Raw genomic sequence first — 19,474 nt, 5'->3', positions numbered from 1 at the left:
GTGGCGGCGGTGCAGCGCGGCCGCAAGCTCCAGCCCGTTGGCGCCGTGATCCAGCTGATAGTCGATCAGCAGCGCATCCGGCGCGATCTCCATCTCCTCCAAGAGGGCGATGGCCTCGTCGGGGCCCTGCGCGTCCAGCACGCTGACCCCCCAGCGCTCCAGCAGCGCGACCAGCGCCCGGCGCAATTCGTCGTCATTGTCGACCAGCAGCACCAGCAGCCCGGCCGATGCCAGCGAGGGGCGCAGCTGCGGAACCTGCCCCCGCGACGCCGCCTCGGCCCGGCCGGATCGCGAGGACAGATCGACCGTCACCCGGAAGACGCTGCCCCGGCCGGGACGCGAGCACAGCTCGACCGCGTGGCCCAGCCGGGAACAGGCGCGCTCGACGATGGCCAGGCCCAGCCCCATCCCCTCCGAGGCCGAGGCGCGGCGGTGCAGCCGGCGGAATTCCTCGAAGACCACTGGGCGGTCCTCGTCGCGGATGCCGATGCCGCTGTCCCAGACCTCGATCCGCAGCCGGTCGCCGCGCCGCCGGGCGCCGACCAGGATGCCGCCGGTCTCGGTATAGCGGATCGCGTTCGAGATCAGGTTCTGCACGATCCGCTGCAGATACATCGGATCGCTCAGCACGGTTTCCCGCGTCGGCCGGATGCGGAAGCGCAGGCCCTTGGCGGCGGCGGCGGGCGCGAAGGCGTGGGACAGCGCGCCGAAGACCTCGTTCAGCGGCAGGTCGACCAGCTCGAACTGTTCCTCCTCGGTGTCCAGCCGCGAGATGTCCAGAAGCGCCTCGATGATCCGCTCGACATTGGTCAGCGCCTCGCTGGCCTTCTTGACGTTCGGATGCTCGCCCGCGGCCTCGGCGGTGGACAGGTACAGCTTCGCGGCCGAGAGCGGCTGCAGCAGGTCGTGGCTGGCCGCCGCCACGAAGCGCGACTTCGAGGCGTTCGAGCGTTCGGCCCGCAGCAGGGCGTCCTTCATCTCCTCGGTGCGGGCGGCGACGCGGGCCTCCAGCTCCTCGTTCGCACGCGCCAGCCGCCGCACCGCGTCGCGTTCGGCGGTCACGTCGGTGAAGGTGACGATGAAGCTGTCGTCCGGCAGCCGCTGGGTGAAGCTGTCCAGGATGCGGCCGCTGTCGCGCTGGGTCAGCTCGAACATCAGCGGCTCGCGCGGGCCCTGGTCGCGCATCCATTGCGCCAGCCGCCGCTGCGCCACCGCCTGCTGCATGTAGAAGCGCTGCAGGATCTGTTCCGCCACGCGCGAGAACCGGGTGCCGAGGCTGTAGGTATGCGGCGGCAGGCCGGTCAGCACCTTGAAGCGGTTGTTCCAGCCGACCAGCAGCCCGTCGGCGTCGAAGATCGCCACGCCCTGGTTCAGGTGGTCCAGCGTCGCCCGCACGATCCGGCTCTGATTGTCCAGAAGCCGGTCGCGCTGTTCGCGCTCGGCCCGCATCAGGTCGGTGACATCGGTCTGCACGATGGCGGTGCCGGAATTGGCGGTGCGGTGTTCCGAGATCTGCAGCCAGCGGTCGCCCTTCAGCGCCAGGTTGAAGATGATGTGGTCCTTGCGGTGGCGGTGGATGCGGTTGGCGGCCCAGCTGTCCGGCGTGACGCCTTCGGGCAGCTGCAGCATGTTCGAGGCGGCGACGATGCGGATATAGTCGGCGAAGGGCAGGCCGGGGCGAAGCTGGGCGCGGACCTCGGGCATCTGCCAGCAGAAGCGGCCGTTGAACAGCAGCAGCACGTCGTCGACGCCGAACAGCGCGAAGCCTTCCTGCACGGCCTCGATGGCGCTGGCCAGGTCGCGGCGGGCGGCCTCGATCTCATGGTTGGCGGTCGACAGCTTGGCATTGGATTCGTTCAGCAGCGCCAGCGCGCGTTCCAGCTCGGCGGTGCGGCGGCGGACCTGCTCCTCCAGCATCGCGGCGCGTTCGAACTGCGCGTAGTCGGCGCCGTTGCGGTCGGTCTGCATCTCGACCCGGCGCATCAGCGCGGCGGCGATGGTCTTCAGCCGGTCGATCTGGATCTGGGGCGGCTCGGACGGATCGACCAGGTCGTCCGAGATGCTGCCGGCGGGCATGGTCATTCACCCTCGGGGTGGAAGATCGCCACGCCGGTCATGGTCAGGTTCACATGCATCGCCCCGAACTGTTCGCCATAGGTCGAATAGCCGGTGACGCGGTGGCGGCGCAGCACGTCGGCGACGGCATGGCTGGCCTGTTTCTGCTGCGCCTCGATCCGGCGCAGGATGCAGTCGCAGGCGATGATGCCGTCCAGCCGCCCCTCGGCGGTGATCGCGCCCAGCCGCTCGGACAGGGTGCGGGCGATGTCGCGCGGATGCGAGAGCGTCAGCACCACGCCCTCGTCGATGGCGGAAAAGAACACCAGGTCGGTGTCGTTGACCACCCGCTGGATCGAGCGGACGTGATAGCGCCCGCCGGCGCGCACGACCAGCGGATGGGCGGCGAAGGTGAAGGGGTCCAGCTGGCGCGGGTCCTTGCCCAGGATGCGCGCATATTCGGTGGCGGCGGGGGCGCCGTTGATCTGCTGCACCCGGCGGTGCTGCGGGTCGGCGCGGGTGACGACCATGCGCTGGCTGCCGACATCCAGGTGGTCCAGGCTGAAGACCCGGATCGGGCAGCGGGTGCGGATGAACGCGAGGTGCGCGGCGCCGGTGCGGACCCGCGCGCCATGGGCGACCTGGCTTTGCCGAAAGCGCGTGCCATCCCCGGCCGAGCCCCCGAACAGCGGCACCGGCCCCAGCCCCTGCGAGACGACGGCCATCAGCGCATCCTCGCGGAACGAGGTGCCGTCCACCATCAGATAGGCAAATTCATGGGTGAAGTCGGAATGCGCGGTGCCCAGGATCTGGCGGGCGCGGATCATGTCGCCGATCAGGCGGTTGCCGTCCAGCTGCGTCAGGTCCTCGACGGGCACGACGCGGGCGGCGAAATCGCGCGCGGGCAGGCCGACGGCGACGATCTCGCCCTCGACATAGGCGCCGGCGATCTCTCCGGCGGTGGTGCAGCCCAGGATCTCGGTGCCGGGAAAGGCCTCCTGCGCCGAGGCCATGACGCCGGCGAAATCGGCCTGGGTCGAGACGAACAGCAGGACCAGCGCCAGGTCGGGGCCCAGCTCGGCGGCCAGGTGGCGCGCCGCGTCGGGCCGGCCGGCGGCGATCCGGGCGGTGCGGAACAGCCGCGGCCCGCCCGCCGTCCTCGGCGCGGGTTCCTGCGTCCCAGCGGTGGCGTCGTGGCCGCCGTCCATCCTGCCCGTTCTGTTGTGATCCCCCCGGCCCCAGCAGAGCCGAGGGGCAGCATGTCACCGCGCCGCGAGGCTGTCAAACCTTGCCGCCTGCGCCGCCAGCACCGCCTGGGTCCGGGTCTGCACGCCCAGCTTGCGCATGATGACGGTGACATGCGCCTTGACGGTGGATTCCGCGATCGACAGTTCATGCGCGATCTGCTTGTTCAGCATCCCGTCGCTGATCAGCGACAGGATCCGCGCCTGCTGCGGGGTCAGGCTTTCCAGCCGCGCGCGGGTCGGCGCGGCGGGCCGGGCGTTGCCGTGATCGGACAGCACGAAGCCCTCGGGCAGATAGGTCCTGCCCGCCGCGATCGCGTCCAGCGCCGCCTGGAACACATGCCGCTGGCTGTGCTTGGGCACATAGCCCGAGGCGCCGTAATCCAGCGCCGCCGCGATGATCGCCGGGCTGGTCAGCGACGACACGATCAGGATCGCTGCCTCGCCCGCCGCCTTCTTGACGCGCAACAGCCCGTCCAGCCCGTCGGCATCGGGCAGGTTCAGGTCCAGGAAGACCACGTCGGGAAGGGCCCCCTCGCGCAGCAGTTCCACGCATTCGCCGATCGAGGCGGTGGTGCGCACGCTGGTGATCCCGCCGACGATCTGCAGCGTGATCGACAGCGCGTCGCAGAACAGCGGGTGATCCTCGACGATCAGCGCCGAGGCGATGCGCCGGGCGGGCGGGGTCTCAGGGGGCGATGGGGGCGCCGGGGGCTGCGTCATGGCCGACCTCGCAGGATGTTTCCGACAGTATAGAACAGGATGGCCGCAGGTCCATCGCTGCCGTTTCCGGCGATCGGCCGGGCGGCGGCGTCAGCGGCATGCGGCGGCCCCCACGGGCAGCGGGATCGCGGTCTGCATCGGGCGGCCCAGGTCCTGCCATTCCTCGATGCCGCCGGGAAACCAGTAGAGGTTGTCATAGCCCAGCCCGGCGATGCGCTGGACGGCGTTCCAGCTCATCCAGCAATCGCTGCGGCAGAAGACGGCGATGGGATGCGCGCGCTTGCCCCCGGTGCAGAGCGCCAGCGACTGGTCCAGGTAGTCGGCGATATCCGGCGCGATATCGCCCCGGCCGGTCTCGGGCAGCCAGACGGCGCCGGCGATGGTCTGGTGCCGCTCGGGCATGATCCAGCTGCCATCCGGCCGGGTCATGTGGCCGGGCGCGGGCAGCACGTCCAGAAGCAGCGCGCCCTCGGCCGCGATCCGGGCCAGGTCGTCGGCGCCGATCACCCGCCCGCCGGGCACGCTGCCCGGCACCGGCGCCCGGTAGGCGGCGATGCGCAAGCCGCTGCCCGCGTCGAACAGATCCTCGGCCGCAAGCGGCTGCGGTTGCAGAGAAACCAGTGCCAGGACGGCCATATGCGCGACAAACCTCATCGCGTCAGCGTCCCACAGCGGCGGGCGGGGCAAAATTCGACCTTTCGCCTAAGACCTTGCCCCGGCGGCTCGACCATTGGCCAATTGCCGGGAACGGGCCTCACGCAACACAGTCGGTCACAAAGGCGCGACTGGAGGAAACGCGATGCTGCCCAAGACGACGATCATGGCCGGATTTGCCGTTCTGCTGGGAACGATGGCCGCTTTGGGGCACGGCGACACCGCCCCGCAATCGGTGGACACGACCGGGCTGCCCGACCTGCCCGAGGAACTGGGCAGCGAGAACCCCTGGCGCGAGGCCGACCCGGCGGTGCTGTTCAAGGCGGTCGAGATCGGCGCCAAGGGCTACAACACCAATTGCGCGCGCTGCCACGGGCTGGAGGCGATCTCGGGCGGGCTGGCCCCGGACCTGCGCTTCCTGGAGGCCAACGATTTCGGCGACGAATGGTATCTGGACCGGGTGCTGAACGGCTATGAGCAGAACGGCGCGGTCAAGATGCCGCCCTTCGACGGCATCCTGACCCCCGAGGCGATCTGGGCGATCCGCACCTATGTCGAGACCCGCCCCGACGACCAGCAGCTGGCCGAGAATGTCGACACGATCCGTAGCCTGCGCGACCGGCTGGCCGAGGTGAAGGACGACAAGCCCGCCGCCGTCGCGCTGGCCCCCGAACTGGAGGAGGCGGGCAAGGGGCTGGAGGCGCTGTCGGGCGCGCCGCGCGCGGTCTCGGTCCTGGACCAGGCGGCCTGGTATCTGACCCGCGACAGCGGCCATGTGAACGCGGCGCTGGAAACCCTGACCTCGGCGCTGCGGAACTGAGGCGCGGCGATGGCCCGGCTTCTGACCCATCTGCTGCCCAGAGGCGCGGGCGCACCCGCGCCTGTCGCGGCCGGGGATCCGCAGGCCGATCCCTTCGACAGCGGCATGTGGCCCCATCACCGGCAGGATCACCTGGGCGATCCGCGGGACTGGGCGATGGATCCGGCGATGCTGCTGCTGGCCCCGGCTTCGGCCGAGGACCCGGCCCATGTGCCGGTGCTGGTCGATGCGACGGGCGTGGCCGGGCCGGTCGCGCGGATCGTGGTGACGATCGACTACAGCCCCTTCGCGGTCGGGCTGGTCTTCCATCCGGGCCGCGCGCTGCCGCTGCTGGGCTTCGGCGTGAAATACGAGATGGCCGGGGCGATCCGCGCCTCGGCCGAGGTGATCGACGGGGGTGCCCCGCCGCGCTGGTCGATGGCGGGCGCCTTCGTCGATGCCATGGGTGGCGGCTGCACAGCCCCCGCCGCCACCCATGCACGGCCCGACTGGCAAGAGGGGTTCGGCCAGATGCGCGGACGGCTGTGGCCGGACACGGGGCGGCTGCGGGTGACGATCCGCCATCCGATGGATACCGGGCTGGCCGACGGCATCCCCGCCCATCACCTGACCGAGCTGACGCTGGAGGATGCCGAGGGCGCCGAAATCGCGCGGCTGCAGATCCACGAGCCGCTGGAGGAAAACCCCGAGCTGACCTTCCTGCTGCCGCCCGAGCTGGCGCGGGGGCCGGTCATCGTCCGGGCGCGCGACAATATCGGCCATCGCTTTCGCGGGCGGCTGGAGGCGGGGGCGTGACCGGCCTGCGTCCCACGCCTCGTCCGACGCGCCGCGGGGTGCTGGCCGCCGGGGCCGCCGCCCTTGCGCTGCGCCCGGCCGTCGCGCTGAGCCCGGCCGATCCCGCCAGCCCGGTCGAGGTCGCCGACGGCGTCTGGATGATCGAGGGCGCCGCCCAAAGCTTCGCGCGGACCAATGGCGGGGCGATCTGCAACATCGTGCTGCTGGCCACGCCCGAGGGGGCGGTGGTGGTCGATACCGGCTCGAACGCGCGGCAGGGCGCGGCGCTGCGGCAGCTGGCGGATCAGAAATTCGGCGGCGTGGCGGCGGTGGTCAACACCCATCACCATCCCGATCACTGGCTGGGCAACCAGGCCTTCGCCGATCGCCCGATCCTCGCCCTGCCGCAAAGCCGCGCCTTGCAGGCGGAAAACGGGCAGGGCTATTCGGACAACCTCTATCGCATCCTGGGCAGCTGGATGAACGGCACCGCCTTCATGCCGGCGACCGCGGATGCCGCGCCCGGCCCGCTGGTCATCGGCGGCAGGGCGCTGCGGCTGATCGCCATGTCGGGCCACAGCCAGGCCGACCTGCTGCTGCTGGATCAGGCGACCGGAACCCTGGTCGCGGGCGACATGCTGTTTCTGGACCGCGCGCCCAGCTTTCCCGATGCCGCCATCGCGGACTGGCTGGCCGGGCTGGACCGGATCGCGGCGATCGGCGCCGGCGGGGTGGTGCCCGGCCATGGGCCGTTCCACCGCTCCAGCGCCGCCCTGGCGCAGACCCGCGCCTATCTGCGGGCCTTCGCGGGGCGCATGGCGCGGGCCTCGGGGCTGGGGCTGGCCCCGGCCGAGGCGATCCATGCCGGCCCGATGCCCGAATTCGCATCCCTTGGCGCCAATCCCGAGGAATACCGCCGCGCGGTGGTCCAGCGCTGGCGCGATTTCGAAAGCGACGCCCTGCCGGTGATCGGCGGGACCTGAGGCGAAGACGACCGACCAGCGGCGCAAGCCGTCACGAAGCACAAGCGTAAGGAGGAGCACATGTACGCCAAGCTTTTCACCTATCCGACGGCCAGCGCATTGGCGCTTGCGGTCGCGGGCAGCCTCGGCGCCGCCCAGGCCAGGGATGTCACCTGGGAGGACATCCTGAACGACCACGAGACCACCGGGGACGTGCTGATGTACGGCATGGGCAACAACGCCCAACGCTGGTCCCCGCTGGACCAGGTCAATGCCGAGACCGTCCGCCACCTGCGCCCGGCCTGGGCGTTTTCCTTCGGCGATGAAAAGCAGCGCGGGCAGGAAACCCAGGCGCTGGTCCATGACGGGGTGATCTACATCACCGGCTCCTACAGCCGGATGTGGGCGCTGGACGCGAAGACCGGCGAGCGGCTGTGGAAGTTCGAGGCCCGCCTGCCCGACGACATCCGCCCCTGCTGCGACGTCATCAACCGCGGCGCCGCGATCTATGGCGACAAGGTGTTCTTCGGCGCGCTGGATGCCTCGATCTATGCGCTGGACAAGAACACCGGCAAGGTCGTCTGGCGCGAGAAGTTCGGCGATCACAAGGTCGGCTACACGCTGACCGGCGCGCCGACCATCATCAAGGATGCCGAGACCGACCGGGTGATGCTGATCCACGGCAGCTCGGGCGACGAATTCGGCGTGGTCGGCAAGCTCTATGCCCGCGATCCCGATACCGGCGAGGAGATCTGGATGCGGCCCTTCGTCGAGGGCCATATGGGCACCCTGAACGGCCAGGACAGCACGACCACCGGCGACGCCGCGGCGCCCAGCTGGCCGGTCAACGAGGATGGCAGCAAGGTCGAGGCCTGGCATCACGGCGGCGGCGCGCCCTGGCAATCGGCCAGTTTCGATCCCGAAACCAATACGATCATCGTCGGCACCGGCAACCCGGCGCCCTGGAACACCTGGGCGCGGTCGCAGGGCGAGAATTTCTGGGATTACGACAGCCTCTATACCTCGGGTCAGGCCTATGTGAACCCGACCGACGGCGAGGTGGTCGGCTTCTACCAGCACACGCCGAACGACGCCTGGGACTTCTCGGGCAATAACGAGATCATCCTGTTCGACTATACCGACAAGGACGGCAACACCCATCGCGCCGGCGCCCATGCCGACCGCAACGGCTTCTTCTACGTCACCGATATCGACGCGCTGTCGGAACGCGGCACCGAAATCAACAAGCCGACCGCGCTGCTGAACGCCTTCCCCTTCGTGGACGAGATCACCTGGGCCAGCCATATCGACCTGGAAACCGGCCGCCCGGTCGAGGTCGAGGGCCAGCGCCCGCCGCTGCCCGAGGAAGGCGAAGCGCGCGGCGCCACGATCCAGGTGACGCCGCCCTTCCTGGGGGGCAAGAACTGGAACCCGATGGCCTATTCGCAGGACACGGGCCTGTTCTACGTCCCCGCCAACAACTGGACCGAGGATTACTGGACCGAGGAAGTCACCTACCAGGCCGGCGCCGCCTATCTGGGCCAGGGCTTCCGCATCAAGCGGCTGTTCGACGACCATATCGGCACGCTGCGCGCCTATGACCCGGCCACCGGCGAAAAGGTCTGGGAACATCGCGAGGAATTCCCGCTCTGGGCCGGGACCCTGGCGACGGCGGGGAACCTGGTCTTCACCGGCACCTCGGACGGTTTCGTCAAGGCCTTCAACGCCGAGACCGGCGAGGAGCTGTGGAAGTTCCAGACCGGTTCCGGGATCGTGTCGATGCCGATCACCTGGGAGATGGACGGCAAGCAATATCTGGGCATCGCCTCGGGCTATGGCGGCGCGGTGCCGCTGTGGGGCGGCGACATGGCCACGCTGACCACCCAGGTCAGCCAGGGCGGATCGTTCTGGGTCTTCGAGATCCCCGACGAGGTGCTTGCCTCGGCTGAATAGGCCGGACCACGGGCGGGGGCCGGCCTGCGGCCCCCGTCCCATCATTCACCGCCATGGAAGGAGGACCGCGATGACCCGAGCTTTCCCTGCCGCGCCGCTGGCGCTTGCTGTCGCGCTGGCCGGTCCGGCGACCTGGGCCGAGACCGCGCCGCAGATGCAGATCCAGCCCGATACCAGCTATCGGATCATTGTCGACAGCGACGACCGCCCCGAAGGCCCGCAGACCATCAACGGTTGCGAGCTGGCCGCCGATGCCTCTTGCCCCGGCATCGACCTGTCGCACCAGGACCTGTCGGGCATGGTGCTGGACGGCGCCGATCTGCGCGGCGCGATCCTGACGCGGGCCGACCTGTCGGGTGCCTCGCTGAAGGGGGCGGACCTGTCGGGGGCGGATCTGCGCGGCGCGGATCTGGGCAAGGCCTTCCTGCAGGGGCTGGTCGCGCGCGGTGCCGACCTGACCGGCGCCTCGCTGGATTATTCGCGCATGGCGGGGGCGGATTTCAGCGGCTCGGACCTGACGGCGGCCTCGCTGGAGGCGGTCTGGGCGAACAAGGCGAAATTCGTCGGCTGCCGGATCGTCGCCGCCAACCTGGCCGAGGCGAAATTCTATCACGCCGACCTGGCCGAGGCGCATCTGGCGGCCAACAACATCCGCTTCGCCATCTGGGAAGGCGTGCATATGGAGAATTGCGAAGGGTGCCCGGTCGACTGGTGATCCGCCTTGGCGCGGCGGCCGCGCTGATGGCCGGGCCGGCGGGGGCCGATCCCGGCCTCGCCGCTTGCCGCGCGATGGCCGAGGATGCGGCGCGGCTGGCCTGCTATGACGCGCTGCCGGTTGCGGGGCAGGGGCGCGCCTTCCACGGCAAGGGCAGCGGCGTGACCGAGCCTTTCGAGGTCAGCGCCCCGGTCGAGATGCATTTCGACAGCGACGATGCGGTGATGGTGCTGTATCTGTTGGACGACCAGGGCCGGGTGGTGCGCAACCTGCATCGCGGCGGGGCCGGGGCGGGGCGGCATCTGATCGAGGAACCCGGCCGCTATCACCTGCAGGTCAATGCGACCGGCGGCTGGACCATCCGGCTGGACCCGCCCTGACGCCTTTCAGGGCAGGGCCAGCCCGCGCTCGTCCTTCAGCGTCTTCAGCACGATTTCCGAGCGCACCTGCGCGACCTGCGGATGCGGCAGCAGGTGGCGGTGGATGAAATCGGCGAATGCGTCCAGGTCGCGGGCGCGGATGTCCAGCACGTAATCGGCATCGCCCGAGACCGAAAAGGCCGAGCGGATCATCGGATGGCCGGTGACGAAACGGGCGAAATCGTCGTCCTTGCCCTGGCCGTGGCTGCGCAGGTTCACCCGGATGACCGCGCGCAACCCGTATCCCAGCGCGGCGGGGTTCAGGCGCGCCGTATAGCCCTCGATCACCCCCGCTTCCTCCAGCGCCGCACGCCTGCGCGAACATTGCGAGGCCGACAGGTTCACCACCTCGGCCAGCGCGGCATTGGTCATCGTGCCGTCGCGCTGCAATGCGGCAAGTATTGCATGATCGAAGCTGTCCATGCGCGTTTCCTGCATCCCGTCGCGATATCGTCCAAATACCGTGCATCAGCATCGCCGATCCGGCGCGATTTGCAAGCATCTTGCGGCCGCGCTGCGGCATCATCTCCGGGAAGCAAGCGAACAGGAGAGGAGCGCGCCATGGGACCCTTCCCGCACAACGCCCCCAAGGCTACGATCAGCAAGGCCAACCCGGCCGGCACCGACGGTTTCGCATTCGTCGAATTCGCCCATCCGCAGCCCGAGATCCTCGACCGGATCTTCCGCCAGATGGGCTTCGTTCCGGTCGCGAAGCACAAGTCGAAGGACATCACGCTCTATCGCCAGGGCGACATCAACTATCTGCTGAATGCCGATCCCGACGGTCATGCGGCGGGTTTCGTCAAGGAACACGGCCCCTGCGCCCCGGCCATGGCCTGGCGCGTCGTCGATGCGAAGGTGGCGCTGAAACGGGCGCTGGACCTGGGCGCGCGGGAATATACGGGCGAGGGCAAGTCGATCGAGGCCCCGGCGGTCCATGGCATCGGCGGCTCGCTGCTCTATTTCATCGACCGCTATGGCGACGAGGGCAGCGCCTATGAGGCCGATTACGACTGGCTGGTCGAACCGGACCCGCGCCCCGAGGGCTTCGGTTTCTATTACCTGGACCACCTGACCCACAATGTCGTCCGCGGCAACATGGACACCTGGTACAAGTTCTATCACGACACGTTCAATTTCCGCGAGATCAAGTATTTCGACATCAAGGGCAAGCAGACCGGCCTGGTCAGCCGCGCGCTGACCTCGCCCGACGGCAAGATCCGCATCCCGATCAACGAAAGCACCGACGATCACAGCCAGATCGAGGAATATCTGCGCGAATACAAGGGCGAGGGCATCCAGCACATCGCCATCGCCAGCGAGGACATCTATGCCGGGACCGACGCCATCGCGGCGGCGGGGATGGAATTCATGCCGGGGCCGCCCGACACCTATTACGAGATGTCGCATCGCCGCGTGACGGGGCATGAGGAACCGATCGAGCGGATGAAGAAACACGGCATCCTGATCGACGGCGAAGGCGTGGTCGGCGGCGGCGAGACGCGGATCCTGCTGCAGATCTTCTCGAAGACGGTGATCGGGCCGATCTTCTTCGAGTTCATCCAGCGCAAGGGCGATGACGGCTTCGGCGAGGGCAATTTCCGCGCCCTGTTCGAATCCATCGAGGAGGACCAGATCCGCCGCGGCGTTCTCAGCGCCGATCCCGCCGCCTGAAGCATTTCCCGCAAGATCGGGCGCCGATCTTGCGCCCGGAAATGCGCCAGAACAGGAAGCTGCGGCATTTCGGCAATCTGTTGGAACGCAGCAGGACCGTCCCGGCCGCGCCACCCGTCGCAACGGGGGCGCGCCTTACGCAAGAGGCCGCATGTCCTGGACCGATTACGCCTCGGCCCCCGCGCCGGGCACGCCGATCTGCCCCGAAAGCGAGGTTGGGACCGTGCATTCGGTCCAGGTCGCGACGCCGCGCGGCAGCTTTCCCCTGCTGATCGCCCGCACCGATGCGGGCTTGCGCGCCTACGCGAATGCCTGCCCGCATCAGTATCTGCCGCTGGATTCTCGCGGCCCGCAGATCCTGTCCGCCGATGGCGCGCGGCTGATGTGCACGGCGCATGGCGCATCCTTCGACATCGCCACGGGCGCGGCGCTGGCCGGCGCGCCCTGCGGCCTGGACGCGGTGCCGGTCGAGAGCGTCGCCGGCATGATCCGCATCGCGGCGGGCTAGGCGGGCTTCACCCGGTCGGGATGGGCGCGGGCGAAGGCGGGCAGGGCGGCCAGATGCGCCTCGATCCGCCGCAGGCGCGGCAGGGGCGCAAGATCGATCCCCCAGCGCCGCGCATTGTAGATCTGCGGCACCAGGCACAGATCGGCAAGGCTCAGCCGGCCGCCATGGCAGAAGTCGCCGTCATCCACCATCGCCTCGACCGCCGCGAGGCCGGGGCCGAGGAAACGGGCCATCCAGTCCTCGATCACGAAATCCGCGCCGGTCAGCTGCCGGACATGGTTGGTCACGCGCAGGTTGCAGACCGGATGGATGTCCATGGCGATGGCATGGGCGATGGCGCGCACCCGCGCCCGGCCCGCGGGATCGCCCGGCAGCAGGCGAAGACCGCGCGTCTCGTCCAGATATTCGATGATCGCCAGCGATTGCGCCAGGCGCAGCCCGTCGATCTCCAGCACCGGCACCAGCCCTTGCGGGTTATGCGCCAGATGGGCCGGCGCCTGCTGTTCGCCGCGCGTCAGGTCCACCGCCAGCCGGTTATGGTCCAGCCCGGCCAGTTCCAGCGCGATCCGCAGCCGATAGCTGGCCGAGGAGCGCCAGTAGTCATGCAGCCGGATCATGCCGCTCTTCCCTGCGCTCGACGCGGTTGTCTCCCCGGTCGTCGGCGGGGTCTTCGGCGGCGCCGATCAGGCGATCCAGCCCGGCCTCGAATCCCGCCAGCGCGCCGCCCAGGCGCTGCTCGATCTCGGCCTGATAGGCCAGCGCGACGGGCAGCAGTTCGGCCATCAGGTCGCAGCCGCCCGGCGTCAGCGACAGCGAGACCAGCCGCCGGTCGCATTCGTTGACCTGCTTGGCGACATGTCCCGCCGCCTCCAGCCGGGCGGCCGCGCGGCTGACCTGCGACTTCTCCATCCCGGTGCGGATCTCGATGTCGCGGACCGAGACATCGCCCGAATAGGCCAGATGCGCCAGCACCCGCCATTCCGGGATCGAGATGCCGAAACGGTCGCGATAGCGGCGGGCCAGTTCCTCGGACAGGTGCTGCGCGGCGCGGGCCAGGCGATAGGCCAGGAAGCGCTGCAGATCGAATTCGGGAAATCGGTGGGGCATGGTATCCTCCGGCCAGGGGCTTCCATCATCAAGCCACGCAACAGCTTTCTTGACAATCGTTGCAAATGCAATGAATATCTGAAGGCCGCCGGAGGAGGCGGCATGAAGGAGGCAGCCATGACCCGCCACGACCTGCCGCGCGGCATGATCCGCGCAAGCGACACGACCGGCACCCATGTCGGCTACATGCCCGGATTCGGCAATGATTTCGAAACCGAGGCGCTGCCGGGCGCCCTGCCGCAGGGGCAGAACTCGCCCCAGAAATGCGCATACGGGCTCTATGCCGAGCAGCTGTCGGGCACCGCCTTCACCGCGCCGCGCGGCCAGAACGAGCGGACCTGGTGCTATCGCATCCGCCCCTCGGTCCGCCATGTCGGGCGTTTCGCGCCGATCGAGCTGCCGTTCTGGAAGACCGCGCCCCATGTCCTGCCGGGCGTGACCAGCCTGGGCCAGTATCGCTGGGACCCGATCCCGGTGCCGACCGAGGACCTGACCTGGATCACCGGGATGCGCAGCATGACCACGGCGGGCGACGTGAACATCCAGGTCGGCATGGCGTCCCATGTCTACCTGGTCACGCAGTCGATGCAGGACGAATATTTCTTCTCGGCCGACAGCGAATTGCTGGTCGTCCCGCAAGAGGGCCGGCTGCGCTTCTGCACCGAGCTGGGGGTGATCGACCTGGAGCCGAAGGAGATCGCCATCATCCCGCGCGGCCTGGTCTACCGCGTCGAGGTGCTGGAGGGCCCGGCCCGCGGCTTCGTCTGCGAGAATTACGGCCAGAAATTCGACCTGCCGCATCGCGGCCCGATCGGCGCCAATTGCCTGGCCAATCCGCGCGACTTCAAATGCCCCGTCGCCGCCTTCGAGGATCGCGAGGCCCGCTCTCGCGTCGTCATCAAGTGGTGCGGCCAGTTCCACGAAACCTGGATCGACCACAGCCCGCTGGACGTCGTCGCCTGGCACGGGAATTACTGCGCCTACAAATATGACCTGCGCACCTATTCGCCGGTGGGCGCGATCCTGTTCGACCATCCCGACCCGTCGATCTTCACCGTGCTGACCGCGCCCTCGGGGCAGGAGGGGACGGCGAATATCGACTTCGTGCTGTTCCGCGAACGCTGGATGGTGGCTGAACACAGCTTCCGCCCGCCCTGGTATCACAAGAACATCATGTCCGAACTGATGGGCAACATCTATGGCATCTACGACGCCAAGCCGCAGGGTTTCGCGCCGGGCGGCATCAGCCTGCACAATTGCATGCTGCCCCACGGCCCCGACCGCGACGCCTTCGAGGGCGCCAGCAACGCCGCGCTGAAGCCCGAGAAGCTGGACAACACCATGTCCTTCATGTTCGAGACCCGCTTTCCCCAGCACCTGACCGAATTCGCCGCCCGCGAGGCGCCGATGCAGCAGGAATATATCGAGGTCTGGAACCGGCTGGAGAAGAAGTTCGACGGAACGCCCGGCGTGAAGTGACGCTCCAAAAGGCCGGGGGTTTCACACCCGTCGCCGGCTGGTTCTCGAACCAGTGGCGCACCAGCCGGCGACCCCCCGTGGGATATTTTTGCCAAGATGAAAGCCCGCGGGATCTTTATTGCCAGGAGGAAAGGAGGCCGGTCATGGGCCTGATCCGGTCATGGGTCGAGAGTGCGAATGCGGCGGAGTGTTCCTTTCCGCTGAACAATTTGCCTTGTGGCGTGTTCGACGACGGGGGCGGGGCGCGGATGGGAATAGCCATCGGCGACATGGTGCTGGAGGTGGGGGCGGTCGATCACGGGCTGGACCCGGCGCTGTTCGCGGCGCCGGAGTGGAATGCCGTGATGGCGGCGGGGCCCGAGGTCTGGGCGGCGCTGCGGGCGCGGCTGACCGCGCTGCTGTCGGACGAGGCGCATCGCGCGGCGGTCGCGCCGCATCTGCATCCGCTGGCCGGGCTGCGGTTGCTGATGCCGTTCCGGGTCAGCGAGTTCACCGACTTCTATGCCGGGCGCCATCATGCCGAGAATGTCGGGACGATGTTCAGGGGCGCCGAGAATGCGCTGCCGCCGAACTGGCTGTCGATCCCCATCGGCTATAACGGGCGGGCTTCCTCGGTCGTGGTGTCGGGCACGCCGGTGCGCAGGCCATGGGGGCAGGTCAAGGCACCCGACGAGGACTTGCCGCGATTCGCGCCCTCGGCCCGGTTCGACCTGGAGCTGGAGCTGGGCGCGGTCATCGGCCAGCCCTCCGAAGGGATGGTGTCGGTCGGCCGGGCCGATGCGATGATCTTCGGCTATGTCCTGCTGAACGACTGGTCGGCGCGCGACATCCAGGCCTGGGAATACCAGCCGCTGGGGCCGTTCCAGGCCAAGGCCACCGCGACCTCGATCAGCCCCTGGATCGTGACCGCCGCCGCGCTGCAGCCGTTCCGCGTATCCACGCCCGAACGCGCGCGGCCCCTGCTGCCCTATCTGCACGAGCCCGGCCCGATGCTCTACGACATCGCGCTGGAGGTCGGCCTGACGCCCGAGAACGGCGCGGAAACCGTCATTGCCCGGACCAGTTACCGCGAGATGTATTATTCGGCCGCGCAGCAGCTGGCGCATCACACCAGCTCGGGCTGCCCGATGCGGGTGGGCGACCTGCTGGGTTCGGGAACGATTTCCGGCCCCGACAGGGACAGCCGCGGATCGCTGCTGGAGCTGTCATGGGGCGGCAAGGAGCCGCTGCGGCTGGCGGATGGCCAGGGCCGCAGCTTCCTGGAGGATGGCGACACCGTTACCCTGCGCGGCGCGGCGCAGGGTGCGGGATACCGGATCGGTTTCGGCGAATGCCGCGGCACGGTCCTGCCCGCGCTTCGGCTGTAGGGCTGAGCGAAGGGTACCGCCCGTGCCGGATCAGAATCCGGCCTTGATCTTCTCGAACTCGGCCAGCTGCTTTTCGCGCTGCGCCGGATCGTTCGGGGTCTGGGCCAGGATCGGGGCGTCGATCTCTGACAGGCCCTCGGCCACGGCGGGATCGTCGGCGATGGTCGCCATCGCCTCGGTCGAGGTATGGCCGTAGCCGATCGTGTCCAGAAGCCCCCGCGCCGCCGAGGGTTCCAGCCAGGCGTTGATGTAGTCGTAGACCTTGTCCTCGTTGCCCGGCCCGTTCTTCAGCTTCACATAGCCGCAGAAGAAGGTCGACGACCCCTCGGCCGCCGCGCGCTGGAAGCCCACCGGATAGTCGTCGGCCTGCAGATAGACCACGCCGTCGTTCCAGGACCAGGCCACGTCCACCGCGCCCGAGGCCATCAACTGCGCCTGTTCGGACGGGTCCGACCAATAGGCGGCGACATTCTGATGCGCCTGGCGCAGCCAGTCGGCGGCGGCGGCGAATTCCTCGTCGGTCACGTCCTCCCAGTCGGTCGTGCCGGTGGCCAGATAGGCCAGCGCCCAGACATCGTCCGAGGAATCCGGCAGCGAGGTGCGGCCCTGGTATGCCGGGTCGACGAAGATCTGCAGCGTCGCGACATCCTCCTCGGGGACCGTCTCGGTATTGTAGGCGATGGCGGTCGCGCCCCAGTCGGTGGGGATGTACCAGACGCCCTCGTCGTCCATGAACACCTCGGAATCCAGGAATTCCGGGGCGATCTTGTCGAAATTCGGGATGCGCGACGTGTCCCAGGGCTCGATCAGCCCGGCATCGCGGTATTTCGAGACCATCTGGCTGCAGGGATGGGCGACATCGGCGCGAAAGCCCGAGGCGAGCTTCTGGAACGCCTCGTCGTCGTCGCCATAGAAGGAATAGGTCGGGCCGGTGCCGTGCTTGTCGATATAGGCCTGGAAGATCACCGGCTCCTCGAAGCCGGCCCAGTCGAAGACGGTCAGTTCGGGATCGGCGGCGAATGCCGGCGCGGCGATGGCGGAAACCAGCAGGGTGGTGGACAGCAAGCGCATGAAAGAAGGGCCTTCCTGTTGAGCGGATTTGTCCCGACGCTAGCCCCGCGCGGGAAGCCGCGCAAGAGGATCGCACCAGCCGGCGGCGCCGCAGCCCGGCCGTGCCGCGTGGTTGCGCAACGCCGGCGAGGCCCGGATCAGCCCTGCAGGATCTCGGGGCCGCCGGTGATGGCCGGGTCGGGCGCGCCGATGGCCTTGAGGTCCTTGCCGGCGTAATCGACCGCGGCCAGCACCGTCTGGATCGCCGCGATCCGCGCGCGGCGCTTGTCGTCCGAGCGGATCACGGTCCAGGGCGCCAGCGGCGAATGCGACAGGCTCAGCGTGTCGCGGATGGCGGCGGTATAGTCGTCCCATTTCGCCAGCCCGTCCACGTCGATCGAGGACAGTTTCCACTGTTTCAGCGGGTCCTTCTCGCGGTCCAGGAAACGCTGCAGCTGCTCGGCCCTGCTGACGTCCAGCCACAGCTTGACCAGGATGATCCCGTCATCGACCAGGGTCTGCTCGAAGGCCGGCAGCTGGCGGAAGAAGGCGGCGCGCTGCACCTCGGAGGAAAAGCCGAAGACCCGCTCGACCACGCCGCGATTGTACCAGCTGCGGTCGAACAGCGCGATCTCGCCCGCGGCGGGCAGCCAGTCGATGTAACGCTGGAAATACCACTGGCCCGCCTCGCGCTCGGTCGGCTTCGGCAGGGCGACGATATAGGCGGAACGCGGGTTCAGGTTCTCGCGCATCCGCTCGATGGTGCTGCCCTTGCCGGCGGCGTCGCGGCCCTCGAACAGCACCACCAGCCGCTTGCCGGTCGCCACCACGTCATGCAGCATCCGCACCAGCTGCAGCTGGAGCGCCTCCATGCGCTTTTCGTAATCCGCCTTGTCCATCAGCTTCTCATAGGGGAAGCCGGGATCCAGGATGCGGTTCTTGCCGCCCTGCTCGATGGTCTTGCGCAGCTCCTTGGGCGCCGATTTCAGATAGTCGCTGATCAGGCCGACCAGCGGCAGTTCGGGCAGGTCGGACATGATGCTTCACCCTTCTCCGATGCGCGAGATGTCGTACCAGGTGGTCTGGTAGATCTCGTTGATCCAGTTACCATAGAGCAGATGCGCATGGCTGCGCCAACGGTTCGACGGGGTCCGCGTCGGATCGTCGTCGGGATAATAGTTGATCGGCACGTTGATCGGCTTTCCGACCTGGACGTCGCGGTCGTATTCGTCCTTCAGCGTCGTGCTGTCATATTCCAGGTGGTTGAAGATATAGAGCGCGCGATGGCCCGCATCCTCCAGCAGGCAGGGGCCGACCTCGGGACTGGCCAGCAGCGTGCGCAGCGCCGGGCGGGCATCGACCTCGTCCTGGCGGATCTCGGTCCAGCGGCTGACCGGCACCAGCACGTCGTCGGAAAAGCCGCGCAGATAGGGCGAGGCGGGGGCAAGGTTCTGGTGGCGGAAACAGCCGAAGGCCTTGCGCTCCAGCAGGTGCTTTTCCAGCCCGTGGAAATACCAGGCCATCGCCATGCCGCCCCAGCAGACGCCGAAGGTGGAATGGACATGGCTCTGGGTCCAGTCGAAGACCCGGCGCAGCTCGTCCCAATAGGTGACGTTCTCGAAGGGCAGCTGCTCGATCGGGGCGCCGGTGATGATGAGGCCGTCGAATTTCTCGCCCGTCGCCTCGACCTCGCGGAAGGGGCGATAGAACGAGGCGAGGTGATCGGCCGCCGTGTTGCGGCTTTCGTGGTCCGACATGCGGATCAGCTGGAAATCGATCTGCAGGGGCGTGGCGCCGATCAGCCGGGCGAACTGGTTCTCGGTCTGGATCTTCTTCGGCATCAGGTTCAGAAGCCCGATCCGAAGCGGCCGGATGTCCTGCGTGGCGGCCCGGCCCGGAGACATGACCATCACCCCCTCATCCGACAGGATGCGGTAGGCGGGCAGGTTCTCGTTCAGGGTGATGGGCAT

At 68.4% G+C, this 19,474-nt stretch carries 20 protein-coding genes; 10 read left to right on the top strand and 10 right to left on the bottom strand.

Translation table 11 applies throughout. The features are described from left to right. From C9E82_RS19880 to C9E82_RS19865, 4 genes are all read right to left on the bottom strand, one after another. Positions 1-2,082 (bottom strand): hybrid sensor histidine kinase/response regulator (locus C9E82_RS19880; protein ID WP_122449375.1); only part of this gene is annotated, 2,082 nt, incomplete at its 3' end. Then, positions 2,079-3,263 (bottom strand): FIST N-terminal domain-containing protein, encoded by a 1,185-nt coding sequence (locus C9E82_RS19875; protein WP_119901154.1) that lies wholly within the window; start codon positions 3,261-3,263, stop codon positions 2,079-2,081. The genes C9E82_RS19880 and C9E82_RS19875, both read right to left, overlap by 4 nt. Before the next feature lie 54 nt (positions 3,264-3,317). After that, positions 3,318-4,022: a response regulator gene (locus C9E82_RS19870; protein WP_122449374.1), complete on the bottom strand. Its 705-nt coding sequence runs from the start codon at positions 4,020-4,022 to the stop codon at positions 3,318-3,320. Positions 4,023-4,112: 90 nt separating this feature from the next. After that, positions 4,113-4,676, bottom strand: a complete 564-nt coding sequence (locus C9E82_RS19865; protein ID WP_119900416.1) for a rhodanese-like domain-containing protein — start codon at positions 4,674-4,676, stop codon at positions 4,113-4,115. 145 nt (positions 4,677-4,821) lie between these two features. On the opposite strand from C9E82_RS19865, the gene pedF reads away from it, so the two are divergent. The 6 genes from pedF to C9E82_RS19835 all read left to right on the top strand — a co-directional run bounded on the left by pedF (position 4,822) and on the right by C9E82_RS19835 (position 10,280). Then, complete coding sequence (pedF, locus tag C9E82_RS19860; protein ID WP_170162158.1) at positions 4,822-5,496, top strand: cytochrome c-550 PedF; 675 nt, start codon at positions 4,822-4,824, stop codon at positions 5,494-5,496. A 9-nt stretch (positions 5,497-5,505) separates the two neighbouring features. Further along, on the top strand, positions 5,506-6,291 hold the full coding sequence (locus tag C9E82_RS19855; RefSeq protein ID WP_119900415.1) for a quinoprotein dehydrogenase-associated SoxYZ-like carrier: 786 nt from the start codon (positions 5,506-5,508) through the stop codon (positions 6,289-6,291). After that, positions 6,288-7,253, top strand: a complete 966-nt coding sequence (locus tag C9E82_RS19850; RefSeq protein WP_240643660.1) for a quinoprotein relay system zinc metallohydrolase 1 — start codon at positions 6,288-6,290, stop codon at positions 7,251-7,253. Before C9E82_RS19855 ends, C9E82_RS19850 begins: the two co-directional genes overlap by 4 nt. Positions 7,254-7,313: 60 nt before the next feature. Further along, entirely contained in the window at positions 7,314-9,185 is a 1,872-nt protein-coding gene (locus tag C9E82_RS19845) for a PQQ-dependent methanol/ethanol family dehydrogenase (protein WP_119900414.1), read from the top strand. Positions 9,186-9,255: 70 nt separating this feature from the next. After that, on the top strand, positions 9,256-9,900 hold the full coding sequence (locus C9E82_RS19840; RefSeq protein WP_240643659.1) for a pentapeptide repeat-containing protein: 645 nt from the start codon (positions 9,256-9,258) through the stop codon (positions 9,898-9,900). Next, positions 9,897-10,280, top strand: coding sequence for a hypothetical protein (locus C9E82_RS19835; protein WP_119900413.1), 384 nt, complete (start codon positions 9,897-9,899; stop codon positions 10,278-10,280). The genes C9E82_RS19840 and C9E82_RS19835 overlap by 4 nt, the downstream gene beginning before the upstream one ends. 6 nt (positions 10,281-10,286) lie before the next feature. On the opposite strand, the gene C9E82_RS19830 is transcribed toward C9E82_RS19835, so the two are convergent. Beyond that, entirely contained in the window at positions 10,287-10,742 is a 456-nt protein-coding gene (locus C9E82_RS19830) for an Lrp/AsnC family transcriptional regulator (protein ID WP_240643658.1), read from the bottom strand. Positions 10,743-10,880: 138 nt separating this feature from the next. Here C9E82_RS19830 and hppD point away from each other — a divergent pair, with 138 nt between their 5' ends. Next, the gene (hppD, locus tag C9E82_RS19825; protein WP_119900411.1) at positions 10,881-11,993 is read left to right on the top strand and encodes a 4-hydroxyphenylpyruvate dioxygenase; all 1,113 of its coding nucleotides are present in this window, start codon (positions 10,881-10,883) and stop codon (positions 11,991-11,993) included. A gap of 151 nt (positions 11,994-12,144) precedes the next feature. After that, positions 12,145-12,501 carry a Rieske (2Fe-2S) protein gene (locus tag C9E82_RS19820; protein ID WP_119900410.1) on the top strand — a complete coding sequence of 119 codons (357 nt, stop codon included), beginning with the start codon at positions 12,145-12,147 and terminating at the stop codon, positions 12,499-12,501. Here the strand turns inward: C9E82_RS19820 and maiA are convergent. Together maiA and C9E82_RS19810 are read right to left on the bottom strand one after the other, a co-directional pair. Next, positions 12,498-13,118 (bottom strand): maleylacetoacetate isomerase, encoded by a 621-nt coding sequence (maiA, locus tag C9E82_RS19815; protein ID WP_119900409.1) that lies wholly within the window; start codon positions 13,116-13,118, stop codon positions 12,498-12,500. The two genes, C9E82_RS19820 and maiA, sit on opposite strands and share 4 nt — an antisense overlap. Next, positions 13,102-13,608, bottom strand: coding sequence for a MarR family winged helix-turn-helix transcriptional regulator (locus C9E82_RS19810; RefSeq protein ID WP_119900408.1), 507 nt, complete (start codon positions 13,606-13,608; stop codon positions 13,102-13,104). The genes maiA and C9E82_RS19810 overlap by 17 nt, the downstream gene beginning before the upstream one ends. Positions 13,609-13,725: 117 nt before the next feature. Here C9E82_RS19810 and hmgA point away from each other — a divergent pair, with 117 nt between their 5' ends. Together hmgA and fahA are read left to right on the top strand one after the other, a co-directional pair. Continuing rightward, positions 13,726-15,087 (top strand): homogentisate 1,2-dioxygenase, encoded by a 1,362-nt coding sequence (gene hmgA, locus C9E82_RS19805; protein WP_119900407.1) that lies wholly within the window; start codon positions 13,726-13,728, stop codon positions 15,085-15,087. 143 nt (positions 15,088-15,230) lie between these two features. Further along, a complete protein-coding gene (fahA, locus tag C9E82_RS19800) occupies positions 15,231-16,454 on the top strand; it encodes a fumarylacetoacetase (RefSeq protein WP_119900406.1) in 1,224 nt (407 codons plus the stop codon). Positions 16,455-16,484: 30 nt separating this feature from the next. Here the strand turns inward: fahA and C9E82_RS19795 are convergent, their stop codons facing one another. The 3 genes from C9E82_RS19795 to C9E82_RS19785 all read right to left on the bottom strand — a co-directional run bounded on the left by C9E82_RS19795 (position 16,485) and on the right by C9E82_RS19785 (position 19,474). Further along, the gene (locus tag C9E82_RS19795; RefSeq protein ID WP_119900405.1) at positions 16,485-17,525 is read right to left on the bottom strand and encodes an ABC transporter substrate-binding protein; all 1,041 of its coding nucleotides are present in this window, start codon (positions 17,523-17,525) and stop codon (positions 16,485-16,487) included. Between the two features lie 137 nt (positions 17,526-17,662). Beyond that, positions 17,663-18,541, bottom strand: a complete 879-nt coding sequence (ppk2, locus tag C9E82_RS19790) for a polyphosphate kinase 2 (RefSeq protein ID WP_119900404.1) — start codon at positions 18,539-18,541, stop codon at positions 17,663-17,665. 6 nt (positions 18,542-18,547) lie between these two features. Further along, the gene (locus C9E82_RS19785) at positions 18,548-19,474 is read right to left on the bottom strand and encodes a homoserine O-succinyltransferase (protein WP_119900403.1); all 927 of its coding nucleotides are present in this window, start codon (positions 19,472-19,474) and stop codon (positions 18,548-18,550) included.

Origin of the sequence: Paracoccus sigandri (genome assembly GCF_003709565.1) — a bacterium.
Classification (GTDB): Bacteria; Pseudomonadota; Alphaproteobacteria; order Rhodobacterales; family Rhodobacteraceae; genus Paracoccus; species Paracoccus siganidrum.
Note: the sequence above shows the minus strand (reverse complement) of the source record. Positions and strands in the feature narration are given on the sequence as shown.